The organism is Streptomyces sp. NPDC005728 (genome assembly GCF_040630895.1).
Lineage (GTDB): Bacteria > Actinomycetota > Actinomycetes > Streptomycetales > Streptomycetaceae > Streptomyces.
Genome location: NZ_JBEXYL010000074.1, coordinates 18353 through 41989, shown reverse-complemented (window position 1 = coordinate 41989; position 23637 = coordinate 18353). Strand labels below are relative to the sequence as shown.

Genomic DNA, 23637 nt, shown 5'->3' with positions numbered 1-23637 from the left:
ATCTGCCGCAGGTCCCGCTGCAGCCCCAACCGCATGAAGTCAATCGCCAAAGCCATTCTCACCCTGGAGCGGCAACGCTGAAGAGGCTCAGTGAGTACCCGCGCGACATCGAGAAGTGTCCGCGTGCCTGGGCACAGGAGCGGTTCCGACGGATCGTCCGATGGAGGGCACCTGAAGCCGGGGGACATTTTCCCGTCGCTGGAGGTCCCCGAGTATTTCGTCAAGGATCCGCAAGACGGCCTCGCGGCAGTGCTGGCCGCTAACGGTACCTGGTCATGAGGCTGTCGACGCCGACTCCGTGGCGGCGCCCCGCCGGTCGACGAGGGCCTCGACCGCCTCACCCAGCGCGGACGGGAGGTCCTGCCCCTCACCGCCCGGGTGGGCGACGGCGCGTCGGCTGGTGTGAGCCTCCGGGGACGGACCGAGTCGGGTGTCAGCGTGGGCGGAAGAGGTAGGCGAGGTTGAGGACCACCAGTCCGGCCCAGGAGATGAGCAGTGCGGTGGTCCCGCCGGGAGTGAAGGTTGTTGCGACGGTGCCGAGGATCAGTGAGAGCAACAGGACCCTGAGCTCCGCCCTTCGGTCGCGGACCACAGCTCGCTGAAGAGGGCCGGGCTCCGCCAGCCGCTCGGCGCACAACTCGTCGAACGACGCGGCGACGCGGTCGTCGATCCGGTCCCCGAGCCGTTCGACGAACAGGTCCACGATGGCGTTCTCGCCCCCGCCTTCCGGGCGCTCGGCGGGCTTGGGGCGTTTTGCCGGTGCCGGGGGTTGCTCGGTCATCGTGGTCTCCTCCAGAGGTGTGGGCGGGGGCGTGGCGGCAGCACCCGCAGTGACATCGGGTCGGCGATGGTGGGGCGGACGATCGTGGCCGGGGAAGCCGGGGCGGCAGGAAGCGGTGGCCAGCACGACGCACAAGGCCGCCATCGGTAGTTCCGCGACGGCGGCCATCGCGATCGCTGCGGCGAGTTCGGCTCCGCGGGCAGAGGTGACGATGTCGAACCAGGCGTCGACGATCAGCAGCGCGGCGGTTGCCGCCGCGGTGAGCGGGTGCCGAGGATCCCGGCGCAGCAGCAGTGCTCCGGTGGCGGTGAGGCCCAGGGCCTCCAGCGCATCCAGCCCCACCCACGCGGCCGACCAGTGCGGGACGCTGGGTGCGGTGGGCAGCGCGGCCGCCAGCACCAGCAGCCAGGGCAGCAGCGCGAGGCCGCACCCGATCAACGCCATGCCGGGCCACCGCCTCCTGTCGATGGTGCCTTGCTCTCGCAGCACAGCGGTGCGCGACAAGAAGAGCACGTCCGCGATGGCGGCGGGCAGCGCGTCCGCAGCGCCGCAAGCTGCCGAATCGACGAGGGCCATGGGGCTGCGTCTCCTCCCGGATGCGGGCTTGTGTGCCTTACATGGACAAGCTTTCCTGCGGCGGGTGCGCGCGTCGGTAACGCGAAGGTCCGACTTGGGGGTGGTACTGGCTTCACCATCGATCCGGATGCACGGTGCATGGCATGTGCGTCACCAGGCGTTCTACCGTCGAGTCATGAGGAGTTCCCGGACGCTGCGACGCGCATTACTTCGAGCGCGACGGGACACCGGCTTCGTGGCAGCCGGGATTCCGCTGCACCTTGCCCTGGCGTCGCAGTGGGTCTGGGGCGTGACCATCGTCGTGAAGGCGAACGCGTGGGCCGTCGTCCCGATACCGTTCGCGCTGTTCCTCGTCGGCGTTCCGGCGCTCACCGTTGTTCAACGACACCGTTATCGAGCGTTACTCGGTGTGGACGTCCCCCGGCTGACGCCGACGCCGGAACGATGGTGGCCTAGGCGTGCCCTGCGGTGGCTGTCCTCGGCCCAGACCTGGCGACAGGTCGGATACCACCTCCTGCTCGGGCCGTTGCTGGCTGCTATGGAGCTGCTCGTGCTCGCGGCGTGGGCCGCGGCGGTGGCGGGCGCCACCGTCTTCGGGTACGCCTCCGCGCTGCCGGTGGACCAGGCGTTTTTCTGCACCGTCGGCGGCGTCGTGCTGCTGTGCAGCGCACCCTGGCTGGCCGGGGCGACGGCCCGGACCGAGGCCCGGCTCGCGCCGGCGCTGCTGGGGCCGAGCCGGAACGAGCGGCTTCGGCAGCGTGTCGAGCACCTGGCTGAGAGCCGCACCGACCTGATCGAAGCCGTCGACAGCGAGCGCCGCCGCATCGAACGCGACCTGCATGACGGCACCCAGCAGCGCCTGATCTCGCTCGCGGTCAATCTGGGACTGGCCAGGGCAACCCTCACCGACCTGCCGGACGATGCCCGCACCGCCATCGACGAGGCGCACCGCGAGGCGAAGGAGGCCATCGCTGAACTCAACGACTTGGTCCGCGGGTTGCACCCCGCGGTTCTCGAAGACCGAGGACTGGACGCTGCGTTGTCCGGCCTGGCCGCCCGGGTACCGTTGCCGGTAGGCCTGCGCGTCGACATCGGAGAGCGAGCAGCGCCCGTCGTGGAGTCGGTCGCCTATTTCGTGGTCTCCGAGGCGCTGACCAACGTCACCAAGCACGCCCGCGCCACCCGCGCGGAGGTGACCGTCGAACGGATCGGGAAGGTGCTGCGCGTGAACGTCACCGACGACGGGAGCGGTGGCGCCGACGCCTCAGCCGGCAGTGGGCTGAACGGACTGGCCAAACGCGTCGGCTCCGTCGACGGAACGTTCCGCGTCAGCAGCCCCGCCGGGGGCCCGACCACCCTCACCGCGGAGCTGCCGTGCGAGCTGTGATCGCCGAAGACTCGGTGCTGCTGCGCGTCGGGCTCGTCAAGGTGCTCGAGATGGCCGGCTTCATGATCGCAGCCGACGTGGGTGACGCGGACGCCCTGTTGACCGCGGTCGAGCAACACCGGCCCGAACTTGCCCTGGTCGATGTCCGCATGCCACCGGCCTTCACCGACGAGGGAGTGCGCGCCGCGCTGGTGATCCGCCGCCAGTGGCCCCAAACGGCGGTGGTTCTGCTCTCGCAGTACGTGGAGGAGCGGTACGCGGCCGATCTGCTGACCGCCCACACCAACGGTGTCGGCTACCTGCTCAAGCAACGTGTCGCCGACGTGGAGGAGTTCATCGCCGCGGTACGGCGGGTCGCGGACGGCGGCACGGCGCTGGATCCCGAGGTCGTCGCCCAGTTGCTGCTGCGCCGCCACAGCGACCCGTTGGAGCGGCTGACGCCCCGTGAACGGGAGGTGCTGGCGCTGATGGCCGAGGGACGCTCCAACGCGGGGATCGCCGAGGCACTGGTGGTCAGCGACAGCGCGGTCGCCAAGCACATCAACAACATCTTCGCCAAACTCGGCCTGCCCGCCGCCGACGCCGACCACCGACGCGTCCTCGCCGTGCTGCGATTCCTCGGGGTGCCCCCGAACTGACCGGCTACGGGAGAGTGCCGATGGCCGACGACGCGAGCGCGACTGTACGCCCAGCTTGATGCGCCCGACGAGCCGTCGTTCGACGACTATGTGCCCGAGTCGTACGAGCCGGGAAGCGACTGAACCGCACCCCTGCCGAGTATTTGAGGACGGCACGCTGCGAGGAGTCTTCGGCAACTGCCGCGTTGTTCCCGGCTCGGGGGAACGATCCAGTCAACGGCCGAAGCCCCGCACGAGGCGGGGCTTCAGATGGGACGATGATCCAGTGTCCGGGGCTGTTAACGGCAGTCCCGGGCACGCTCTACTTCTGCGGGCTGCGGCCACGGTGTCCCGGAGTTCGTACACCGCCCGACGGGGCACCCTGGCGCGGGTGGCGATCTCGCTGTCACTGCGGCCCCAGCCGATCGCGGCCGTAACCAGATGCAGGCGCTCCTGGCGGGTCGTCTCCAGATTCTTGTCCACGGCGTCCGTCGAGTTCTCCAACTCGGCGATGTCGGCGCCTACGACCGCCAGCCGGTCCCAGCCTCGGTCGCGCAGCTGCTCCCGGTGAGCGGCGGCGGCCTCCCGTGCTCCCAGCAGGCGCCACCCCTGTCGTGCGGCGTTCTTCTCTTCGAGGTCGGCCCAGCGGTCGAGTTCGGCGTCGGTGGAGGTGGACGTGATGTCACCGGCGGCCAGGCGGCCGTGCTCGGCTTCCCAGTCCGGGAACTCCTTGAGCGGGCGGGGGTCACCGTCCATGAGGATGCTCCGATACCAGGCGCGGACGCCGAGGACGTCGTGGCCCTTGTCGCTCCCGTCGCGGTACGGGACGCCGAAGGCCTCGTTGACCTCGGGGTGCCAGTGCTCGTTGCTCCCGAGGTACCGGGTGATCGACTCGCAGTCCTTGGCGAGTTCGTCCAACTGCTGGCGCAGCAGGTTCGGCCGGTATACCTGCGGGAAGCGGGCCACGATCTCGCTGTAGTCGACCAGGTGGGCGTCGGCCTCGGGCCCGGCGGCCTTCCAGTGCCGCTTGCACAGGCGGGTGATGTTGCGGCCGGCCCGGCCGGAGTCGGCGGACCAGTCGAGGTCGGCGTCGCGCCACCGGGTCAGCAGCGCCTGCCCCTCCCCCGCCATTCCGAGGTAGCGGGTGGACCTGCTGTCCTCCGCCATCCGCGCGTGGCGCGCGGCGGAGGGCACCAGGGAGATGGCCCTGCTCATGCCGCTGCCCGGATCGAGCAGACGTCGACGCTGCGGGCAGCGGGGCGCAGAGCGGGCTCCTTCTCGACGTAGCCGCGCACCAGCACCTGGTCGCCGACCTTGAGCTGACGGCCGAGGGACTGCTCGGCCGCGGTGAAGCGGCTGGCTGACACCCGGGCGTGCGCGGTCTCGCCGTCGTCGCTCTCCAGCAGCAGACGTACGTGCCCGGCGAAGCGCCTCACCGCGGCGATCGTCACCGTGGCCTCGATGCGCTCGCCTGCCCGGATCCGCGACAGCGGCTTGAGGGAGGCGCCCAGGCTGTTGTGGTGCTCGACGAGCAGGTCGCCCGGCATCGGCGCGGGCTGGCGAGGATCCGGCAGGATCCTGCCGGCCCGGTAGGGCTCGGCCAGGTGGTCCAGGCGCTGGGGCCGGTAGCCGTCCGGCAGGTAGATGAGGGCGCAGGCACGGTCGAGGCGCCGGTAGAGGTCGCCCAGCTCGTCATCCGCGTCCCACATGGCCTGCCACTGCTCGCGGGTCAACTCGTTGCCGGGGATGTGCCGCAGGGGGTCGGTGGCCCGCTTGACCTCCAGGTAGCGGCGGATCGTGGCCGCGACCTCGGCACGGCTGAGGAACTCGGTCGCGAACTGGCGGGCGTGGTGTTCGTCGCCAGGGCGTCCCTATCCTGGCCGATCTCGCCTACCAGGGCGGTGGCCCCTGGCTGACCACGCGCATCAAACGCAGGCCCCTGCAGGAACTCACCCCTACCGAGAAGACCGTCAACCGGGCTCTGGCCGCGGCACGGGCACCGGTCGAACGAGGCGTGGCCTGCCTGAAGTCCTGGCGGATCTGCCGCAGGTCCCGCTGCAGCCCCAACCGCATGAAGTCAATCGCCAAAGCCATTCTCACCCTGGAGCGGCAACGCTGAAGAGGCTCAGTGAGATTCATCCTTGCTCAGCGAGACGGATGCCCGCCCCGTCGTCGCCGACGCCCTCGGCTACCACCAAGTCACCACCGCCAAGCTGGCTGCTCAGGCCGGCGCTATCTCGAGCCGGTACTCCGCGGGTGACCACCAACGGTCACCAACCGGCTGGACACCACGGCGAACCGAGGACACGAGCCGCGGGCGGCGAAATGAATCACGGGCGCGAGACCAATGGATCGCGCCCATGAGTTGGGCAAGAACTACCTGTAGTCGTCCTCGTCCAGATCAACAACCCGGGTCTGCTCGGCGATGTCAGCTTCGTTCGCAGCGTCCGGGTCGACATGGGTCAGCGAGTCGTCACTGTCCTGGCGAACATCGGGGTGCTGCTCGGCGGCGTCTGTCTCGGGCGTCTCCTGAGAGAGTTCCGCCGCGTCGTCTTCTTCCTGAAAGGTTTCCGGGTCGCTCGGGTCAACAGGCACGCGGATCTCCTCGTTGTTCTCGGTGGTGACGCGTGCCGACCGTATTGGCGTCGCCCGCTTGGCAGCATGGTGGCACTGCGGTCCCAGAGCTGCCGGGCCAGTTCGGCATCGCGGGCCTTTTCGGGGGAGGGGCTGCCTTGTGCTTCTGGTAGTACTCGCCGGGCTGCTGCGCGCAGCCCTGCGCGGCTCGCCCGCCGATGTCGTGGTCACCACTGGGAGCACCGCCGCCGGCCCAGTGGACTTCCTGCACGACGTAGGGCGCCCGGCTGCTGGTCGACTCCGTCGTGGTACGCCCCGGCCACCCGATGTTGCTCGCGGAACTGCCGCTCACCGCCGAAGGCCGGGCCCGTCGGCTGGTCGGCCTGCCCGGCAACCCCCTCGCCGCCGTCGCGGGCACGGTGACCCTGGCCCTGCCGCTGCTCAGGCGGCTGGCCGGACGGCCGGACCCGCCCCGCCATTGCCGCTGCCGAATACCGGGCCCTCCGCGGGACACCCGGTTGCAGCCGGTGGGGCTCGTGGCGCGCACCGCGGTGCTGCTCGCGTTCGCCGGGCCGGCGATGCTGCGCGGACCGGCGCTCGCCGATGGCCTCGCGGTGGTTCCGCCGGGTGGGGTCGCCGCCGGCGCCACCGTCGAGGTTATGGACGTACTCGGCCAGTGATCGGGTCGGCTGCGTGTTGCAGGGGCTGATCGGATGGATGCCGACCTGTTTCTCCGAGCGGCTTCGTTCAGAGCAGGCCGTGGTCGTGGGCGTACAGGGCGGCCTGGGTGCGGTCGCGGAGGTTGAGGCGGCCGAGGATGCGGGAGATGTGGTTCTTGACGGTGCCTTCGCTGAGGAAGAGCCGCGAGGCGATCTCCCGGTTGGTCGAGCCGCCCGCGATCAGGCGCAGCACGTCCACCTCGCGTGCGGTCAGTGCCTCGCCCGGGCCCGGGCCCTGGGGGCCGGGTGCCGGCTCCGGCGCGGGGATTGCCGGACCGGGGGCTGTCAAGGCGGCGGCGAGGCGGGCCATCACCGAGGTGTCGAGCTGGGCGACGCCGGCGTGGACGAGGCGTACGGAGCGGGCGAGTTCGGCGGAGGGGAGGTTCTTGAGCAGGTAGCCGACGGCGCCGGCCCTGAGTGCTCGGGCGACGTAGTCCTGGTCGTCGAAGGTGGTCAGCATGACGACTCTGCAGGAGGGCACCCGGGTGGCGAGGACGGCGGTGGTGTCGATGCCGTCCATGCCGGGCATCCGGACGTCGACCAGGGCGACGTCCGGTCGGTGGGTGACGGCGGCCTCGACGGCCTGCGGTCCGTCGCACGCGGTGGCGACGACGGTGATGCCCGGCTGGATGCCCAGCAGGGAGGCGATCCCCTCACGGACGAGCTCCTGGTCGTCGACGACCAGGACGCGCACCGGCGCACCGGGATCCTCGGGGCTGCTCATGCGACGCTCCCCGCGAGCAGCGGGCTGCGCGGGACGGTGACGGTGACCACCACTCCGCCGGCGGCCGGGGGTGTCGAGCGGTCGTCGATGTCGACGCGCCCGCCGATGAGTTCGACTCGCTCGCGCATACCGCGGATCCCGAAGCCGGTGCCGCTCGGACGCGCGGCCGTGGAGGCGGTGAAGCCCCGCCCGTTGTCGGCGACGATCAGCCGGGCCGTGGACTGGCCGTAGGCGGCCGTGACGTCGATGCGGGTCGCCCGCCCGTGCCGGTGGGCGTTGGTGAGCGCCTCCTGTGCGGCCCGGTACAGGGCGGTGAGCGATTCGGCGTCGTACTCGGTTTCGTCCCCGGTGATGTGCAGGGTCACGGTCAGGTGGTCGTCGCCGAGGTGGCGGACCAGGTCGGTGAGCGCGCGGGTGAGGGAGAAGGGCCGGGCGTCGCGCAGCGCGCTCACGGACTCGCGGACCTCCGTGAGCGCGCGCCCGGCGGACCAGCGGGCGTCCGACACCGCCTTGGCCGAGGCCTGCGGGTCGAGCTCCCGGAACGCCTCGGCCTTCTCCAACTGGATGGCGACGGCGGTGAGATGGTGCCCGAGGCTGTCGTGGATCTCCCGGGCGACCCGGTTGCGCTCGTCGGCCGTGGACAGCTCGGCCACCCGCAGGGCGTACTCGGACAGTCGCGCGTGGGAGCTCGCCAGCTCGGTCAGGACGCCTTCCAGCCGTGCCCGCCCCTGCTGCTCCCGCACGGCGACGGCTGCCATCGACACGGCCAGCGCCAGACCCAGGCCGAACATCAGCAGGTCGGAGACGTACTCCGCCCGCACCCACCACCGGGGCACCCACAGTGTGTAGCCGGTGACCAGCAGGACGACGCAGCCCGCACCGCAGACCAGCCCGGTCCGTCGGCCGAAAGCGAGGTAGGCGGTGAACGGCACCAGGACGAACAGGGCGCGCGAGACACCCGAGCCGTCCAGCACGGCGACGGCCGAGAACAGCACGAGGCGGGCGGCCAGCAGGGCCGCCGCCGGACGGGCGGGGGTGCTCGTCGACCAGCGGCGCCGTTGGACGAGTTCGAGAGTGAGGAGCAGGACCAGGCCCGCCACGAAGCCCGCGGCGCGCCCGAGGTGCACGGGACCGTCCGACACGGCGGTGTGGTAGATCCCACCGGCCAGGACCGCCGTGTAGAGCACGGGCGGAATCCACGGCACGGCGGTCGGCGGCGAGGCCATCCGTTCCCCCTCCGAGTAGCTCTTCACCAGGGACGATACGGGACCGCAGCCGCTGGGTGCAGGTCTCGCCCGAGGTATGGCCACAGGTCATGTGCCGATCGGCAGGGAGGCGGCCGCGGCGGGGTGCCGGATGTCGGGAGGAGTGACCGTCCGGCACTCCTCGACATCCGGCCGCGCGGCCTACGGTCTGCCTGTCCCGATCAACCGCACCACCCATCCCAAGGAGTGTTGGACCCATGTCCCGCCCGATGCCCCGACGTTGGCGCCCCCTCGTCACGCTCCTGCCCGCCCTGCTGGCGGTCGGCCTCCTCCCCGCAGTCGGGGCGAGCGCCGCCGGTCCGGCCTGCGAAGGGCAGCGGCTGCGCGTCCCCGGCGCGGAGCGCCTGGTCAGCCACTGCCTGGACGACCTGACCACGACCGGCCTTCCGGTCGGCCTCACCAACCCGAAGGACTACGAGAACCTCCAGGCGCTGCACACCGTCAACCCCTCACACGTGCCGGGCATCCAGCTCGACGGCTACTTCCCGGACACCTCCACCACCAACACCAACCACGGCTGGAACCACGACAGCCAGTTCGTGATCCGGCTGCCCGAGCACTGGAACGGCGGCCTGGTCGTCGCCGGCCCGCCCGGCGTACGGCGTCAGTACGCCAACGACCAGATCATCAGCGACCAGGTGCTGGCGAAGGGCTTCGCGTACGCCGCCACCGACAAGGGCAACTCGGGCCCCGAGCTGTACAAGGACGGCGTGAAGCCGGGCGACGCGATGATGGAGTGGCACCTGCGGGTCGCCCAACTGACCGTCGCCGCGAAGCAGGTGGCTGTCAAGCACTACGGCAAGGCGCCCACCCGGACGTACGCTGCCGGTCTTTCTGCCGCCGGCTACCTGGTGCGCTGGCAGATCGAGCACTTCCCGCAGCTCTACTCGGGCGGTATCGACTGGAACGGCCTGCTGCTCACCCGGGACGAGCCCAACCTGCTGACCAACCTGCCCCCTGCCCTGCGCACCTACCCCCGCTGGGCGCGGCACGAGCCCGGCGCGGCCGAGGCCATGTACGCCGAGGGGTATCCCAAGGGCTCCGAGGACCTGTGGGCGGCCCACTACCCCCAGTGGGATTCGCTGCAGCGCATCATCCGCGAGGAGCTCGACCCCGACTACGACGGCGCCATCCAGGCCGGCACCCCGTTCTGCCCCGAGGGGACGGGCGCCGGCTGCGACACCGACTACGACTACGCCTCCCGGCCCGACAGGGTTCACGACGCGGTCGAGCGAGTCTCGCTGACCGGCCGCATCACCCGGCCTCTGATCACCATCCAGGGCACCTTCGACGTTCTGCTGCCGATCACCCGGACCGGCGACGTGTACGACCGGATGGTGAACGACTCCGGCCGCGGCGACCTGCACAGGTACTACCGGATCGAGAACGGCACCCACACCGACGGCTTCTACGACCTCGCGCCGAAGGTCGTCCGGCCGATGCAGTCCTGCTTCACCGCGGCCTTCGACGACCTGGTGGCGTGGACCGAACGCGGTGTCACCCCGCCGCCCAGCCGCACCGTGCCCCTGCCCACCGGCAACACGACCACCGGCTGCACCCTCTGACCACCCGGGCTGCGCGGGCGCCGGTCTCCCTCGGGGGCCGGCGCCCGCCTGTGCCGTCAAAGGCGGCAGTGACGCTGCGTCCGGATGGGAGTCCGGTCAGGGCGACGACCGTACGGTGGCAGGCCTGCTCGTCGCCGCCGTCGTGGTGGGCGCAGGAGGCGGCGTCGATGTTCAGCAGCGTGCGGGTCATGGTGCTGGTCGATTTGGAGAGTTCCAGGGCGCGATGCTGGCTCGCGCGGGCGCGGCGGGTGTCGGCGAGCGTGGTGTATGCATGACTCACGTGGACGCAGTGCTTCTTTTCGCTGTAGGTCAGCCACGTGTCCGACTGCTCGCTGCCGGGGAGGCGGTTCATGAGGGCGTCGGCGGCCGTGAGTGCGGCGCGGGCTTGTTCGGGCTGGTGGCTGAGCGCGTAGGCGCGGATGGCGACAGCGGGCGCCAACGTCGCCGTGGCGGTCGGGCGGGCGTCGGCGATGCGGCGGGCCTGTTCGGCGAGGTCGGCCGCCGCCTTCGGGGCGCCGTAGTTGAGAGGGACCATCGCCTCGCGGGCGAGGACCCACGCGTGCAGGCGATCGTCGCCGGATTCGGCGGCGGCCCCGGCGGTGGTGACGAACCAGGCGCGGGATTCGTTAATCCAGGTGTGCCGATGCGGCCCGCCAGGAACGCGGCGAAGCCCGGCTCGGGCGAAGAGGCGCTCAAAGTTGTGGGTTGCCACCGGGCCGCTCGCCGACGGGACCCTGCTGGACCTGCTGTGGCTAACAGGTCTGACAAGGGCCCGCATGCGGTGAGCGGGCCAGGCCGCAGGCGGCCCGCGCGTTCGCGAAGGACTACGGCACCAAATGGCCCAAAGCCGTCGTGAAGATCACCGACGACCTTGACGAGCCTGCTGGCGTTCTACGACTTCCCCGCCGAGCACTGGGTCCATCTGCGGACCACGAACCCGATTGAGTCGACGTTCTCCACGGTCAAGCTACGGACCAAGGTCACCCGCGGGGCCGGAAGCCCGGCTGCGGCCCTCGCGATGGTATTCAAGCTCGTGGAAGCCGCCCAGGCCCGCTGGCGGGCGATCACCGGATCTCACCTTGTGCCCCTGGTCCGTGCGGGGGCCAGGTTCGAGAATGGCATCCTCGTCGAACGTACTGAAACGCGGGCTGCGTGGAGTTGGGGAGGCAGAAGAGACGTGGCGACCTGTTTCATGCTCGTGGTGAACTTTGGCGACGACGCCGAGGCGGCACAGGCGGCCGCCCGCATCGACCCCAAGCCATGGGTGCTTCGCGCGGGCGCCCACCGCATCCCTCTCCACCCGCCGATGCTGGCGAAGGTGGGCTCATACATCGAGCTCTCGATCCTGCCCGTGGCCGTCAGCTGGGGTTGTGGCCTGGACGGTAGCCTCCCCAGATTCCAGCTCACCGCAGCAGAGCTGACCGAACTGGGACACCAACTCTACGAACTGCTCGCGCAGTTCCACGGATACGTCGCCGCGAAGGTCGGCTGGGATCCGGAATCACTCCTGGACCCTGCTGAGCTCAGGTGCGAGTGGTCTGACGAACTGAACGACGGCAGCATCCACGGGCTCGTGCTCTGCGAAAAGCTGCATGCGGAACTCGACCCGAGCACCGACTACGAAGTGTTCCAGCCCGGATACCGGTGGATACCGTATCGCGGGGAGGAACCCAGCAACCTCGCGGCCGACTAACTAAACAAGCCCTACCCAGGCCAGCTCATCCATGCATATTGACAATTACTCGCGAAAAGCGTGACGAGATCCGAGACGAGATCACGCCGTTGAGGCATCTGGTGGACTCGTTGAGTCTCTCTGACGCCGTACTCAGACTGAGGGAGGAACTCCTCGACCCTTGGGATGGACAGCGTCTACCGTCTCCGCGGTCCCTTCCCGACTGGTCCTTGACTGCCCTAAGACGCCGGGCAGGCCGGACGTCGCCGATGACAATAAGATCTACCTGACAGGGCTGCCGAGGGCGGGACTATATCACCGCAGGACAGGTAGGTGACGCGCTGGCCCTTGAGGCGGTCATGGCCAGGATCCGGGTTCCACGAAGCGGCCTCGCAAGGCCGAGAACCCGGCCCGCGATAGTCCTCGCCGATCGCGCCTGCTCATGCCGCGTGATCCGTGGGTGTCTGCGTCGCCGTGGCATCCGGGCCGTCATCCCATAGCCCGCCGACCGGATCGCTCACCGTCTTGGGTGAGGCGGAGCCGGAGACCGGCCGCCCGGCTCCGACGCTGAGGCATACAAGGAGCGCAACGCAGTCGACCGGTGCGTCAACCATCTCAGTCAGTGGCGCGGCCTGGCCATACGAGCCGGCATTCTCGCCATCGCTTGCCAGGCCGCGCTCCGCCTCGCCGTAGCCTCGTCTGGACCCGACACCGAGTCAGGCGGCTTCCCCGACCGGATTGTCAGGCCCATTGACCAGCTTCACGGAATTCACCGAATACCCAGCTTGGCATGGCCGCCGTCAGTCGGTACCCAGCTGTGGCTTGGGGTGGCCGGAATCGGGCTTGCCCACTGGTGGGCGGGCTTGGTGAGGTGATCGTCATGGCGGCCGACAAGGACGACTCCAGCAACTCCTTTAAATCCGGCGGCCGGAGGATGGTCACGCTGGACGACTACCACTCTGCGGCGCGTTGCCTGGTCGAGTCCTCTGCCTGGGACTACATCGACGGCGGCAGCGGTGACGAGACGACCCTACGGGAGAACCTGGCCGGCTACCGGCGCTACCGACTTCGCCCGCGCGTTCTCGTCGACGTCTCCCGCTGCGACATGCGCACCACACTGCTCGGTTCCCCGGTCGCCCTGCCCATCGCCATCGCCCCCACCGGCTTCCAGGAACTGGTCACGCCCGAAGCCGAGCCGGCCTGCGCCCGCGCCGCGGGAGAGGCGGGCACGCTGATGGTGGTCAGCACGTTCGCCACCAGGCGACTCGAGGACGTCGCACAGGTAGCGCGGGGACCGTTGTGGATGCAGTTGTACGTCTTCCGGGATCGCAGGGTCAGTGAGGATCTGGTCAAGAGGGCCGAGGCGGCCGGGTACCGGGCCCTCGTCGTCACCGTGGATGCCCCGGTTCGGGGGCGTCGGGTACGGGATATGCGCAACGCCTTCGCCCTCCCCCCGAATCTGGCACCGGCGAACTTCCCCCACACCCCTGCTGACGGCTTTTCGGCCGAGCTGTCCGCGCAGATGGCCCGGCGCATCGACCCCGCCTTCACCTGGGACGATCTGGCCTGGCTGCGCTCGCTGACCCGGCTTCCGATCGTCCTCAAGGGCGTCCTCACGGCCGAGGACGCCGTCCACGCAGCCGATCTGGGGGTAGCCGCGATCGTGGTGTCCAATCACGGCGGCCGTCAGCTGGACGGCGCGGTCACCGCTCTCGACGCGCTCCCCGAAGTGGTCTCTGCCGTCGCCGGTCGCTGTGAGGTTCTCATCGACGGGGGCATCCGCCGCGGCTCGGACGTGCTGGTCGCCCTCGCTTTGGGCGCCCGGGCGGTGCTGGTGGGCCGACCCGTGTTGTGGGGCATGGCCGTCTCGGGAACCGAGGGCGCACGGGACGTGCTTTCTATCCTGGGCACCGAGCTGGAGACCGCCATGGCCCTCTGCGGACGTACAGACCTTCCATCCGTGGACGCGAGCCTGCTGCGCCTGGCACCCCACCGCTCCTCTGACCGCGCCGACGACACTTCGTGATGGCCGCGTCTCCGTTGGTGGCTGATGCGGGCCCTGGTGCTACTTCTTCGTTGCCAGATCGACCGGTTCTCTGCCCGTTGCAGGGAAGCCTTCGGTGCTTGCACGATGCGGTTCCAGATCTTCCGGACTTCGTTCACCGTTAGGGGGAGCAGATCCGGTGACGGGTTTGACGACCGTGAGGCGGGCCGCCGCATCGGAGTCCTACGGGTCGTCCGGTGAATCGGTTCACGGTGTTCCCGGCGTCCGCGACGACCACGGGCCCCCGGTCCGCGCCCGGAGACATGGCTGCGGCCCCCTCACGTGGCGATGTCGGCGGCCAGAAACGGCTGGAGCAGTGCCAGCAGGGCGTCGGGGCGGTCCAGTGGGATGATGTGGCCGCAGTCTTCGAGGACATGGCCGATGAGGTTGTCGGTGATCGGGCGCAGTTGCTGTTCGAGCGCGGCACCGACGGGGTGCGCTCCGATGGCCATGGTGGGTATCGTGAGCCGGGCTGTCAGGGTGGCGTCCCGGAGTTGCCGGGCGCTGGCAGGCAGGGCGCGGTAGTAGGAGAAGGCGCGGTGCAGGGCGCTCTCACCGGTGTAGGCGGCGATGAATGCCTCGCGGAGCGCGGCGGGGACGCCGCGACCGAGGGTGCCGTTGTCGAGGAACCAGCCGATGTACTGGTCCTCGTGGCCGGTCAGCACGGACTCCGCGAGGCCGGGTTCGGAGTGAAATCCGAACCACCACCTGGGCCCGCCTGCCAGGGGCTCCCCGTCGTCGCTCGGCACTCCGCTGAGGAGTGACTCCATCAGGACCAGGCGGCGGACGAGGTCGGGGCGTCGCAGGGAGAGCAGGAAGGCGGGAGGGGCTCCCGCGTCGATGCCGGCTACCGCTGCGCGTGTGGCGCCGAGTGCTTCCAGCAGGTACTCGGCGTCCCGCGCGAGCGTCGCGGCGTCGTACGCCGCTCCCGCGGGCCCTCCCGTGGAGGCTTCTTGGCCGGTGGCCAGCCACCGCAGGTCCGGTGCGATCACCCGGTGGTGCCGGGACAGCGGGCCGATGACCGTCCGCCACAGTTCCCAGGTGTGGGGGAAGCCGTGCAGCAGCAGGAGGGCGGGACCCTCGCCTGCGAGGGCGACCTTGAACGCCACGCCGTCTACGGCGACGGTGCGTATCTCGACGTCCGGATCCGCGCCCGGATCGTCGGCGCGGTTGATGGGTGGCGGCGTCGAAGCGTGGGACATCACAGCAGCTCCAAGGTGATAACTGATGGTTACAACCTGAACCTAGGTGACTAGACTCGGCCTACCAAGACGGCACTTTCCCGAAAGGCGGTGAGCTCCAGGTGACCACCCGCCCCACAGGTCCCCTCGCTACACGCGGGGACCTCTTCGACCCGGACTGCCCGACGCGCCGGCTGCTCGACAGGATCGGCACGAAATGGACGTCCATGGCGATCAAGGTGCTGTCCGAGGCCGACCCGCAGGAGGTGCGCTTCGCCGAGCTCCAGCGCAGGATGCCCGGCGTGTCGCAGAAGATGCTGTCGGCGACCCTGCGCAACCTCACCCACGACGGCCTGGTTGCCCGCCGAGTCGAGCCGACCGTCCCTCCGCGCGTGCACTACCGGATCACCGCACTGGGGCTGTCTCTGGAGGTGCCGCTCGCCGTGCTCCGGTCCTGGGCCGAGGAACACATGGCCGAGATCGACACTCACCGCCACGCCGAACAGGACGCGACCGACCAGAGCTGAACCGGCTCCGCCGCACGACGGGTTCCCTGAGGCGGCATCTTTCGGGCCCTCGGACGCTTCACCACCTGAATTCCAGCGTGTTGTCCAGGCGCGTGCCCGGCCGGCCGGTCCGGTCAGGCGGTGCTCATGGACCAGGTGCATGGAGAAGGGGGGGTCCGGTTGGGCGTGTTCGAGTACCGAGATCACTGAGGCGTCGGTTGCGGCGGGCTCGCCCGCCCGCAGGCGGGAGGCGTCGGGCCTGTCACGCCGGGCGATGAGGACGCCGAGTTCGTGACGGCTGAGGGCATCGGCTCCCGCCAGGTGGCGCACGCCGTGGGCGTCGGGGGCGGCCAGCTCCAGGAGGGCGGCGGCCAGATCTCCCACAGGGACGGGGCAGCGGACGTCGTCCGTGAAGAGCACTCCGTCTCGCCTTCCCGAGACCAGGTCGTGTACCGCCTGCACATGTTCGGAACGCTCATCGCCGATGATCAGCGAAGTGCGAGCGATGACGGCGCCCGCGTACACGAGGCGGACGCCGGTCTCGGCCGCCGCCTTTGCCGCGCCGTAGGGGGGTGAGAGGATCGGGCAGCCGCCACTCGTCGTAGCTGACGCTGGACCCGGAGCAGGCATCCGCTGGGGACCGGGCCGCCTACGCCGCCGACGTCAGCAGCCGATGCCAGGAACACCAATGAGGAAGCTTCGTCTTGAAATTGCTGGTTACGGGGCTGGTGTGGGTGGCGGCTGAGTGCTCGTTGCGGGCCAGGGCGTTGATCGTCTCGGGGATATCGTCCGTCACCGCTGTACTTCGCTGCTCGTCAGGACGAGCAGGGCCTGCAGGAGGGCGGTCGCGTGGCAGGGACGACCCAGCCGCAGCGTGAAGAGGACCCGCTATCACGGACGCTGCTCATGAGGCGCTCGGCATCCTGGGGCAATGCTGACTACTCCCTACGGTCGATCTCCTTCAGGTTGGCCTCGTAGACCTCCTCGCCGACGCGGTCCCCGCGCAGCCGGCACTCGTGCAGGGCCTTGCGGGTCCATGCCCGGGCCTCGTCGCGGTCGCCGAGGTGGAAGTGGTTCACGCCCAGCAGGCCCCAGAGCTTGCCGAGGAAGCGGCGGGCGGGGGCGTCCTCGGGGTATGCGTCCAGTTCGTCGAGGAGCCGCAGCAGTGCCCGGTTGCTCTCCACGAACAGGGCTCGGTCGCTGAGCCGCTGCGCGTGTGTCAGGGCCTCCCGGCAGGCACCCAGCCGGCGTCCGTCGGTGGTGCCGCGTCGTATCTCGCGGGCGGTGAGCAGGTCGTCGAGGACTTCGGCGGCTCGCGCCATGCTCCGATGACCCGAACGCCGTGCCAGTTCGTGCGCACGGCACGCGTGCTCGATGGCTGTGTCGAGGTCGTTCCGCATGGCCGCGTGCGTGGCCATGCGGGAGTGAATGAGCGCCACCCAGCCGTCGTCGGCCAGCCCTTCGCCGAGCTCTTCGCGGAGCAGTGTGTCGGCGGCCTCGAACTCCCCGTCCTCGGCGAGGACATCAGCCTCGTGGAGCTTCTCCATGGGGTTGCCCGGCTCGTCGGCTCCCGACAGTTGGCGCAGCGCGGAGGGATGGCCCAACCCGTCCAACTCGCGCGCGATCCGCTGACCCGTCAGCATGAAGGGCCGCATGGCCTCCATGTCGCTGCGGAAGCTCTCACGCAGTTCCCGGGGCACGCTCAGCCATACGTCCCGGTCGGCGTCGAGTTCTGCGGCGTGCCGTCGGCACAGTGCGCTGAACCCGGCGTGATCCCCGTCCCGGTCGGCCACGCTGAGGGCGCGCAGCACACGTCCGAGCTCCCCTTCGACGAATTCCCCCAGATGCGGAACCTTCAATGGACCGAAGCCCCCCACTGCAGCAGATGGTGGTACAGATGCATGTACAGCAGCCCGGACGGGTGCTCGTAGCCGGAGCCCCACCCGGACAGGAGGCCGCTGTGCGGTGCGCCGGGCGCCACGTCACCGACGACCTGTTCCACGTTCTCCTCGGTGTGGTCGAGGGACACGGTGATGGCCGGGAGGCGGGCCTCGTACACCAGGCGGCACAGCGCCTGGCCCACGTCGTTCGCCACCAGTCCCGACTTCCCCACCACCACCCACACGTCGGCCCGGACGGGTTGCGCCCGCAGCCGCCCGTGCGGCAGATGCCCGACGGGGACCGGGTCCACCGCGGTCCAGCTCCCCGAGACGACCGTGACCCGCAGCTGCTTCTCCAGCTCCGCCCGGTGCCGTCGTACCCAGGACGAGATGAGCACGGCTTCCCCCTCGCACTCGGCGACGACCGCGACATGGCAGGTCGGCGTGGTGCCGGCGGCGTCCGGACCGGGGACGCGCCAGTACGGCGTCACGTCGGGAGGACCGGCGTCGGCCTGTCTCTCCTCGACGTAGCCCCGCAGGTTCAGGCCGCCCCACCCGTCGAGGGAGCCAATCACGCGGACCGGCCGTCCGCCGTCGACCGGCTGTGACCCCGAGTAGTCCGGCATCGGGATCAGGATCTTGCCCTCCCCCATGTCCGGCAGCGGAACCACACCCGTGACCAGGGCATGCCGGCTCATCCGGCCGTTCGGCACCGCAAAGGAGAGCATGCGGTCGTAGAGGTAGGGAAGGTCGCCCGGCTCCGCCATGGACAGTCCGAGCCGGCGCACGCACTCCTCGCGGGTCTGCAGTCGGAACACTTCGGTGTCCAGCAGCCCGCGCCAGATGACGAGTTGGCGGTCGTTCACCAGGCTGCGCAGCGACTCCGCATCCGTCGCGGGGCCCGACAGCCGCGCCGGTCCACCGGTGTGCAGGATGTCCGGGCGCCCGCCCACCGTGGACGTCAGCGAGGTCGCCGCCTCCAGGCTGCACCAGGCCCGGCCCAGGTAGTCGGCGACGTCGTCCAGCAGCACGAGGGTGCGCCCGGCGAACTGCAGCAGGAACAGCGATTCGAGGGTCCTGCGGAACAGCCCCTGTTCCTCGGGGGTGCGCGGAGCCTGCGGTACGCAGGTGTAGTCGTACCAGATATGGATGCGTTCCAGCAGCGGCCGGAGTGCGGGCAGGGCGTCGAGCAGGGCACTGAGGCGCTCCAGGCCGATGTCCTCCGGCGCCTCGGCCGCGCCGAGTTCGACCGCGTCCAGGCCGACCCGCTCCAGCTCCTGGGCCACCGGCGCGAGTGACGTGTCGTCCAGCACTTCACGCAGGACCCCGACCAGCAGACACTCCGCCAGGTCCGATCCGGCCACTCCGACCGGCATGTTCATCGCGGCGGGAGCCATCTGACGGGGAGTGTGCAGTCCACGCCGGTGGGCGACCCGGACCGCCTCGCACATCGAGGCGACCAGATGCCACGCGACCGTGCGCGCCTGCGTGCCGTCCGGGTCGGGCTGTCCGGCGTCCAGCCAGCGGTGCGAGACGAACACATGGTGCCGGCCGGGGAAGACACCGCGCACCAGCCGGGACGCCTCACGCATCTGGGGGAAGCGGGCGTACCGGATGAGCTCGTCCAGGGGCAGCCAGCGCGACTCGGTCAGGTGCGTCCAGACCGACATGGTGGGCTGGGGACGCACGTCCTGCGGCTCGCTGAGCCCGTCCAGCATGCGGTGGCGAACCGTCAGGGGAAACCTGCCCACGACCTCGCCCCCGGGTTCGGCCATGGCATACAACAGCCCCCGCTCGATGCCGACCCGGAACTCCCCGTCAGGCATGACGAGGTGCCGGTGGGCCAGGAAGTCACGCTGCCCGGCGAGCCGGGCCAGGTCTGTGGGCAGTCCCGTCCGCTGCCGCCGCCGCTCCTGCTCGGCGCGGGCCGCCAGGGTCTCGACACCGAGGAACGGCACCTGCGGGCAGGCGCACAGATAGCGGTACGCGATGTCGTCGTACGTCCGCTCGGCCCCGCCCCGGGCATAGGCCAGCGCCTTGGCGGCCGCCTCGCTCGCGCGCCGGACGTACAGCAGCCGGGGATGCCTCCGTAACTTCTCCGGTGGGATCGACAGCATGGCGTCGACCTCATCGGCCGGCGGTTCGCTCCCAGACAAGCAACTCACCTTCCCTCAAGGGGACTTATGCCCGGCTGTGCGATCAAAGCACGTATCTTTTCAGCAGGGTTGGCGAGCGTGACGACTACGGGGAGATGCCGCCATGGCCGAAATCAGTGACTCACTGTGGAACGACGGTATCGGCGCGGAGGACTATCGCGACGCGAAGGCCATGTATCACACCGCGGTCTTCGAGCAGTACAAGCTGTGCGTGGAGATGGCCGACCGCGTCAGCGCCCGGCGCAACCTCGCCAACACCTTCTTCCTGACCCTCCACACCGGCCTGTTCGCTTTCCTCGGCGCATGGTTGTCCCAGGAACACCACCGCGGGGTGCCGGTCGTCCTCGCCCTCGCGGCCTTGCTGGTCCTGCTGGGTATGTGTGTCACCTGGTGGTTCACCGTCCGCTCCTACCACCAGCTGAACCGGGGCAAGTTCGAGGTGATCGGTGCGCTGGAGGAGCGGCTGCCGGCCCGCACCTTCGTGGCCGCCGAGTGGCGTGCTCTCGGCGAGGGCCGGGACTGGCGCGTCTATCTGCCGCTGAACCGGGTCGAGCGGTGGATCCCCCTCCTCTTTGCCGGGGCCTACGTCCTGGGATTCGCCGCCGCCATGGCTCTGTGAAGCCCGCAGATGGTCCGTGCCGCTCGATCGGCTCAATCGGTGACCGCCACCGGATAGAGTGACGGCCACATCGCCCGGACCGAGAGAGGGATTGCCGCGTGGTCACGGTCGCCGTCACCGGGCACATGGACCTGGCCGACGAGGCAGCCGGACCGGTGCGCACGGCCCTTCATGAACTGCTGACCGGCCTGCGCGGCGACGCACTCGTGGGGCGTTCCTGCCTGGCCCGCGGCGCTGACACCCTTTTCGCCGAGGAAATCCTGGCCCTCGGCGGTCGGCTGTCGGCGATCATCCCGTCCAGGGACTACCGGGACGCGGTGGTGGCCCCGGCAGACCTCATCAGGTTCGACGCGCTGTGCGAGGCCGCCGACGAGGTGGTGATCATGCCGTACGAGCACGCGGGGCGCGCGGCCTACGAAGCGGCCAACTTCCGCCTTCTCCGAGGCGCGGACCGTCTGCTGGCCGTCTGGGACGGCAGCGCGCCCACCGGCCGTGGTGGCGGCACGGCGGACACCGTGGCCGCCGCCCGCTCGGCCGGGCTGACCGTCGACGTCGTATGGCCTCCTGGTGCGCGCAGGTCCGGCGCCTGACACCCACGCTCGATTCCGGCCTTGCTTCCGCATTCTCGTGGGAGGAAGGCGATGATCAGGGCTTCGGCGTAGTCGGGTGGCATCCGATTTGTGCTCAGGCGAGACCGACTTCGACAGATCAAGACGGTTCGCACGAACGCCATGCCACGCGAGCGGCGGTGGCGTCCGTCATGATGCGAAACCACCGCCCATCCTCCGTCCCACCCCTTGCCTATCTTATCGATATTCGATAGATTCCCATCGTAAATCGATGGAAGGGTGGGTCATGGGAAAGCTGGCAGTGGGTGCGTTGCGCGCCGTGCTCGGGGTGGTGCTCGCCGGCACCGTGTTCGTACAGGCATCGATGGTGTGGGCGTTGGTCAGCGGGAGTGACCCGGAGGACGGGTCGCTCCCGCTGACCCCGCTGCGCGTGATCACGATTCTGGGCATGGTGTCGGCCCAGGTCGCCCTGGTCTGCGTATGGCGGCTGGTGGCGATGGTGCGACGCGGAACCGTGTTCTCCCACGCCGCCTTCCGGTACGTGGACGGCGTGATCGGCGCGATCGTGGCGGCCGCCCTCGTGTGGTTCGCGGTCACGGGCCTCAACGCGCCGGGCCAGCGGGACGACCCGGGCGTCACCGTGATCATGGGCGGGGTCGGCGTGGCCATCCTCGGGGTCGCCCTTATCGTGCTCGTACTGCGGATGCTGCTCGCCCAGGCCGTCGCGCGCGACGTCGAAGCGGCGCAGATGCAGGCCGAGTTGGACGAGGTGATCTGATGCCGATCGCCGTCGACATCGACGTGATGCTGGCCAGGCGGAAGATGTCCGTGGGCGACCTCGCGGAACGCGTAGGGATCACGCCCGCCAACCTGGCGGTACTCAAGAACGGCCGCGCCAAGGCGGTGCGCTTCGCGACGCTCGCCGCGCTCTGCGAGGTGCTCGAGTGCCAGCCGGGCGACCTGCTGCGCTGGGAGGTCGAGGACGCCGCGGACGGATGACATGCGCCCCAGGGCGGGCCTGAAATCGCCTGGCACCACCGGCCCGTGACACGGTACGCCCCACCCGACACAGTCCCCACCGGCGAGGACGCTGCGGCCGGAGGGGAGGTAGCGGGCGGCCACTTCCACAGCGGGGTGGGGCGTGCGGGGTTCGGACAGCAGGGCCCGCTGGAGTTCCAGCGCCATGGTGTGTTCGTAGCTGTAGCGGCGCGCGCTGGCGATGGAGACGGCGGCCCGGCCGGCCAGCGCCTGGAGCGTCACGAGGTTGTTGTCGTCGAAGGGCTGCGATGCTGCGGCCCGACCCAGAAGGGCGACGCCGACCGGGCGACCTGCCGTGATCAGCGGGGTGAGGAGAAGCGAGTGGATGCCGGCCGATGGTCGGAGAGGAGGCGGATGAGGGAGAGGCCGGGCTTTCACCTCGCTGCCCTGAAGGTCGGCCTTGGGGGTGGTGGTAGGGGGAGGTAGGCACACAGGACGTCGATGCAGGTCTGGCGCAGGTCACGGGTGGGGGGCGTCGTCGGCCGGCCCGGCAAGGGCGTGTACGGCGCCGAGGCGCACGGCCGGGGACTCGTTGCCGAGCTGGCCGACGGCGCTGGTGAACCGTTCGGTGTGCAGACGGGTGGCCTCGCGCAGGGCGCCGTCCTCGTTGACGCGCCGGCGCCGGTAGGCCCCGACCAGGGCGCCGGCCCGGCGACCACACCGAAGGGCAGCTGCCAGGTCGAACGGAGTCTTGGGTCGATGCGCTGCTCGGGCTTCAGCCCTTCGGCGCCGAGCAGGTGCCACCCGGCGTAGAACACCGCGACGGCCGCGACGACCGCCGCGGCGACGGCCAGCACAAGGGCCCACAGGGCGGGGACCTCGACCCCACGGCGGGCCCTCGGAGCCGGGGGCCCCGCTGACGAGGAACCGACCCACCCCGCCGCCTGACGCGCCCTCACCACGAGCCCGTGAGGGCCCGATTGGGTCTCTCCGGTGTGACGGTTAGGCCGGTATCTGTAACCGCCGCTCTCCGGCGGATCGTATGCCTGGAGCGCCAGGGGGTGGACCTGCTCTGATATGCCTATCTGGGACCAGAGTTGACGCGACGTCGGATGGTGCGATCAGAGCAGCACAGTCTGGCGATCCGTTCGTATGCGACATTGCCACGCAGCTCTCGGGTGGGCACCGTGAGGGTTGGAGCCGAACTTCCCGATCACGGTGGCGAGGGCCGCAACGCCATCGCACCGGATTTCCCGTTCGCCAAGGCGCGGTGACAGTAATGGCCACGCCAAGAGGGTGACAAGCGGTGCGCAGGGGCGTGCGGGGGGTGCCCGCTCGTACCGCCGACCCCGAATCCTTTGCCTGTGCTTGAACTTGGCGACTGGTGCGGTCCGCGAGAGAGCGACGAGTGCCGCGCCTCATACTGCTCGGCCGCGGCCATCCCGCGCGCACGTCGGAGGCAGCGGGTCCGACGGAAGTCCGTCAGCGGCCCTCGATTCGAGGACCGCTCGGTACGCCGTGTGCGTCGACTCGACCCGGAACAGCCGCGGCTGGACGTCGGTGGCGATGGTGGCCGCCTCGTCCATGTGCACCCTGGCCTCGGGGTTGGCGAGCATCGCCTGGTAGTGCTCCTCGCTTTCCCACTGGGCGTAATTGATGACGCGTTCCCCGTCCTGGGAGGCGTGGAAATTGGCACAGATGAAGCCGGGCTGGTGCTTCATCGTCTCCTCGGTGGCGTGTACGAGCAGGGCGATGAGTTCGCTCTGGCGGTGTGGAGCGACGCTGAACACGTTGATGAGCGTCGCCACCGGGCGGTTGCGTCGA

21 protein-coding genes and 9 pseudogenes are annotated in these 23637 nt (G+C 70.0%); 16 read left to right on the top strand and 14 right to left on the bottom strand.

Annotated features, from left to right (window positions below; translation table 11 throughout):
- The 3 pseudogenes from ABZ471_RS35265 to ABZ471_RS35255 form a co-directional block, all read left to right on the top strand.
- Positions 1–81 (top strand): annotated as a pseudogene (locus ABZ471_RS35265) (IS5/IS1182 family transposase); the annotation flags it as partial.
- Positions 82–95: 14 nt separating this feature from the next.
- A pseudogene (locus ABZ471_RS35260) lies at positions 96–279 on the top strand (epoxide hydrolase); the annotation flags it as partial.
- A gap of 27 nt (positions 280–306) precedes the next feature.
- Positions 307–378: pseudogene (locus ABZ471_RS35255) on the top strand (DNA-binding response regulator); the annotation flags it as partial.
- A 55-nt stretch (positions 379–433) separates the two neighbouring features.
- Here the strand turns inward: ABZ471_RS35255 and ABZ471_RS35250 are convergent.
- Positions 434–1357, bottom strand: coding sequence for a hypothetical protein (locus ABZ471_RS35250; protein ID WP_359072314.1), 924 nt, complete (start codon positions 1355–1357; stop codon positions 434–436).
- 175 nt (positions 1358–1532) lie between these two features.
- Between ABZ471_RS35250 and ABZ471_RS35245 the strand changes: the two genes are divergently transcribed.
- The gene (locus ABZ471_RS35245; RefSeq protein WP_359072318.1) at positions 1533–2744 is read left to right on the top strand and encodes a histidine kinase; all 1212 of its coding nucleotides are present in this window, start codon (positions 1533–1535) and stop codon (positions 2742–2744) included.
- Positions 2732–3382: a response regulator transcription factor gene (locus ABZ471_RS35240; protein ID WP_359072313.1), complete on the top strand. Its 651-nt coding sequence runs from the start codon at positions 2732–2734 to the stop codon at positions 3380–3382. Before ABZ471_RS35245 ends, ABZ471_RS35240 begins: the two co-directional genes overlap by 13 nt.
- Positions 3383–3595: 213 nt before the next feature.
- On the opposite strand, the gene ABZ471_RS35235 is transcribed toward ABZ471_RS35240, so the two are convergent.
- Entirely contained in the window at positions 3596–4576 is a 981-nt protein-coding gene (locus tag ABZ471_RS35235; protein WP_359072312.1) for a hypothetical protein, read from the bottom strand.
- The gene (locus tag ABZ471_RS35230) at positions 4573–5094 is read right to left on the bottom strand and encodes a hypothetical protein (protein WP_359072310.1); all 522 of its coding nucleotides are present in this window, start codon (positions 5092–5094) and stop codon (positions 4573–4575) included. Before ABZ471_RS35230 ends, ABZ471_RS35235 begins: the two co-directional genes overlap by 4 nt.
- Positions 5095–5219: 125 nt before the next feature.
- Here ABZ471_RS35230 and ABZ471_RS35225 point away from each other — a divergent pair.
- Positions 5220–5480 (top strand): annotated as a pseudogene (locus tag ABZ471_RS35225) (transposase family protein); the annotation flags it as partial.
- A 257-nt stretch (positions 5481–5737) separates the two neighbouring features.
- On the opposite strand, the gene ABZ471_RS35220 reads toward ABZ471_RS35225, so the two are convergent.
- Positions 5738–5956 carry a hypothetical protein gene (locus ABZ471_RS35220; protein ID WP_359072308.1) on the bottom strand — a complete coding sequence of 73 codons (219 nt, stop codon included), beginning with the start codon at positions 5954–5956 and terminating at the stop codon, positions 5738–5740.
- A 175-nt stretch (positions 5957–6131) separates the two neighbouring features.
- Here ABZ471_RS35220 and ABZ471_RS35215 point away from each other — a divergent pair.
- Positions 6132–6615 (top strand): annotated as a pseudogene (locus ABZ471_RS35215) (molybdopterin-binding protein); the annotation flags it as partial.
- Between the two features lie 67 nt (positions 6616–6682).
- Here ABZ471_RS35215 and ABZ471_RS35210 read toward each other — a convergent pair.
- The gene (locus ABZ471_RS35210) at positions 6683–7378 is read right to left on the bottom strand and encodes a response regulator transcription factor (RefSeq protein WP_359072306.1); all 696 of its coding nucleotides are present in this window, start codon (positions 7376–7378) and stop codon (positions 6683–6685) included.
- Positions 7375–8631 carry a sensor histidine kinase gene (locus ABZ471_RS35205; protein WP_359072305.1) on the bottom strand — a complete coding sequence of 419 codons (1257 nt, stop codon included), beginning with the start codon at positions 8629–8631 and terminating at the stop codon, positions 7375–7377. The genes ABZ471_RS35210 and ABZ471_RS35205 overlap by 4 nt, the downstream gene beginning before the upstream one ends.
- Before the next feature lie 209 nt (positions 8632–8840).
- On the opposite strand from ABZ471_RS35205, the gene ABZ471_RS35200 reads away from it, so the two are divergent.
- The gene (locus ABZ471_RS35200) at positions 8841–10208 is read left to right on the top strand and encodes a tannase/feruloyl esterase family alpha/beta hydrolase (RefSeq protein WP_359072303.1); all 1368 of its coding nucleotides are present in this window, start codon (positions 8841–8843) and stop codon (positions 10206–10208) included.
- On the opposite strand, the gene ABZ471_RS35195 is transcribed toward ABZ471_RS35200, so the two are convergent.
- The gene (locus ABZ471_RS35195; protein WP_359072302.1) at positions 10141–10920 is read right to left on the bottom strand and encodes a hypothetical protein; all 780 of its coding nucleotides are present in this window, start codon (positions 10918–10920) and stop codon (positions 10141–10143) included. The two genes, ABZ471_RS35200 and ABZ471_RS35195, sit on opposite strands and share 68 nt — an antisense overlap.
- 80 nt (positions 10921–11000) lie before the next feature.
- Between ABZ471_RS35195 and ABZ471_RS35190 the strand changes: the two are divergent.
- From ABZ471_RS35190 to ABZ471_RS35180, 3 genes and pseudogenes are all read left to right on the top strand, one after another.
- A pseudogene (locus ABZ471_RS35190) lies at positions 11001–11343 on the top strand (transposase); the annotation flags it as partial.
- Positions 11344–12191: 848 nt separating this feature from the next.
- A pseudogene (locus ABZ471_RS35185) lies at positions 12192–12569 on the top strand (IS5/IS1182 family transposase); the annotation flags it as partial.
- 191 nt (positions 12570–12760) lie between these two features.
- Entirely contained in the window at positions 12761–13906 is a 1146-nt protein-coding gene (locus ABZ471_RS35180) for an alpha-hydroxy acid oxidase (protein WP_359072300.1), read from the top strand.
- A 296-nt stretch (positions 13907–14202) separates the two neighbouring features.
- On the opposite strand, the gene ABZ471_RS35175 is transcribed toward ABZ471_RS35180, so the two are convergent.
- Positions 14203–15126 carry an alpha/beta fold hydrolase gene (locus ABZ471_RS35175; protein ID WP_359072298.1) on the bottom strand — a complete coding sequence of 308 codons (924 nt, stop codon included), beginning with the start codon at positions 15124–15126 and terminating at the stop codon, positions 14203–14205.
- Positions 15127–15227: 101 nt separating this feature from the next.
- Here ABZ471_RS35175 and ABZ471_RS35170 point away from each other — a divergent pair, with 101 nt between their 5' ends.
- On the top strand, positions 15228–15632 hold the full coding sequence (locus ABZ471_RS35170) for a helix-turn-helix domain-containing protein (RefSeq protein ID WP_359072297.1): 405 nt from the start codon (positions 15228–15230) through the stop codon (positions 15630–15632).
- A gap of 219 nt (positions 15633–15851) precedes the next feature.
- Here ABZ471_RS35170 and ABZ471_RS35165 read toward each other — a convergent pair.
- From ABZ471_RS35165 to ABZ471_RS35155, 3 genes and pseudogenes are all read right to left on the bottom strand, one after another.
- Positions 15852–16233, bottom strand: a pseudogene (locus ABZ471_RS35165) (sugar nucleotide-binding protein); the annotation flags it as partial.
- A gap of 316 nt (positions 16234–16549) precedes the next feature.
- Positions 16550–17422, bottom strand: a complete 873-nt coding sequence (locus ABZ471_RS35160) for a hypothetical protein (protein ID WP_359072296.1) — start codon at positions 17420–17422, stop codon at positions 16550–16552.
- Between the two features lie 44 nt (positions 17423–17466).
- Positions 17467–19647, bottom strand: coding sequence for a hypothetical protein (locus ABZ471_RS35155; protein WP_359072294.1), 2181 nt, complete (start codon positions 19645–19647; stop codon positions 17467–17469).
- Positions 19648–19750: 103 nt separating this feature from the next.
- Between ABZ471_RS35155 and ABZ471_RS35150 the strand changes: the two genes are divergently transcribed.
- From ABZ471_RS35150 to ABZ471_RS35135, 4 genes are all read left to right on the top strand, one after another.
- The gene (locus tag ABZ471_RS35150) at positions 19751–20266 is read left to right on the top strand and encodes a hypothetical protein (protein ID WP_359072292.1); all 516 of its coding nucleotides are present in this window, start codon (positions 19751–19753) and stop codon (positions 20264–20266) included.
- A gap of 98 nt (positions 20267–20364) precedes the next feature.
- A complete protein-coding gene (locus tag ABZ471_RS35145) occupies positions 20365–20856 on the top strand; it encodes a hypothetical protein (protein WP_359072291.1) in 492 nt (163 codons plus the stop codon).
- A 265-nt stretch (positions 20857–21121) separates the two neighbouring features.
- Positions 21122–21613 carry a DUF2975 domain-containing protein gene (locus ABZ471_RS35140; RefSeq protein ID WP_359072290.1) on the top strand — a complete coding sequence of 164 codons (492 nt, stop codon included), beginning with the start codon at positions 21122–21124 and terminating at the stop codon, positions 21611–21613.
- Complete coding sequence (locus ABZ471_RS35135; protein ID WP_359072288.1) at positions 21613–21834, top strand: helix-turn-helix transcriptional regulator; 222 nt, start codon at positions 21613–21615, stop codon at positions 21832–21834. The genes ABZ471_RS35140 and ABZ471_RS35135 overlap by 1 nt, the downstream gene beginning before the upstream one ends.
- 231 nt (positions 21835–22065) lie before the next feature.
- Here ABZ471_RS35135 and ABZ471_RS35130 read toward each other — a convergent pair.
- The 3 genes and pseudogenes from ABZ471_RS35130 to ABZ471_RS35120 all read right to left on the bottom strand — a co-directional run.
- A pseudogene (locus tag ABZ471_RS35130) lies at positions 22066–22251 on the bottom strand (GAF domain-containing protein); the annotation flags it as partial.
- A gap of 81 nt (positions 22252–22332) precedes the next feature.
- Positions 22333–22617 carry a hypothetical protein gene (locus ABZ471_RS35125; protein ID WP_359072286.1) on the bottom strand — a complete coding sequence of 95 codons (285 nt, stop codon included), beginning with the start codon at positions 22615–22617 and terminating at the stop codon, positions 22333–22335.
- 614 nt (positions 22618–23231) lie between these two features.
- On the bottom strand, positions 23232–23621 hold the full coding sequence (locus ABZ471_RS35120) for an antibiotic biosynthesis monooxygenase family protein (protein ID WP_359072285.1): 390 nt from the start codon (positions 23619–23621) through the stop codon (positions 23232–23234).
- Positions 23622–23637: the final 16 nt, after the last annotated feature.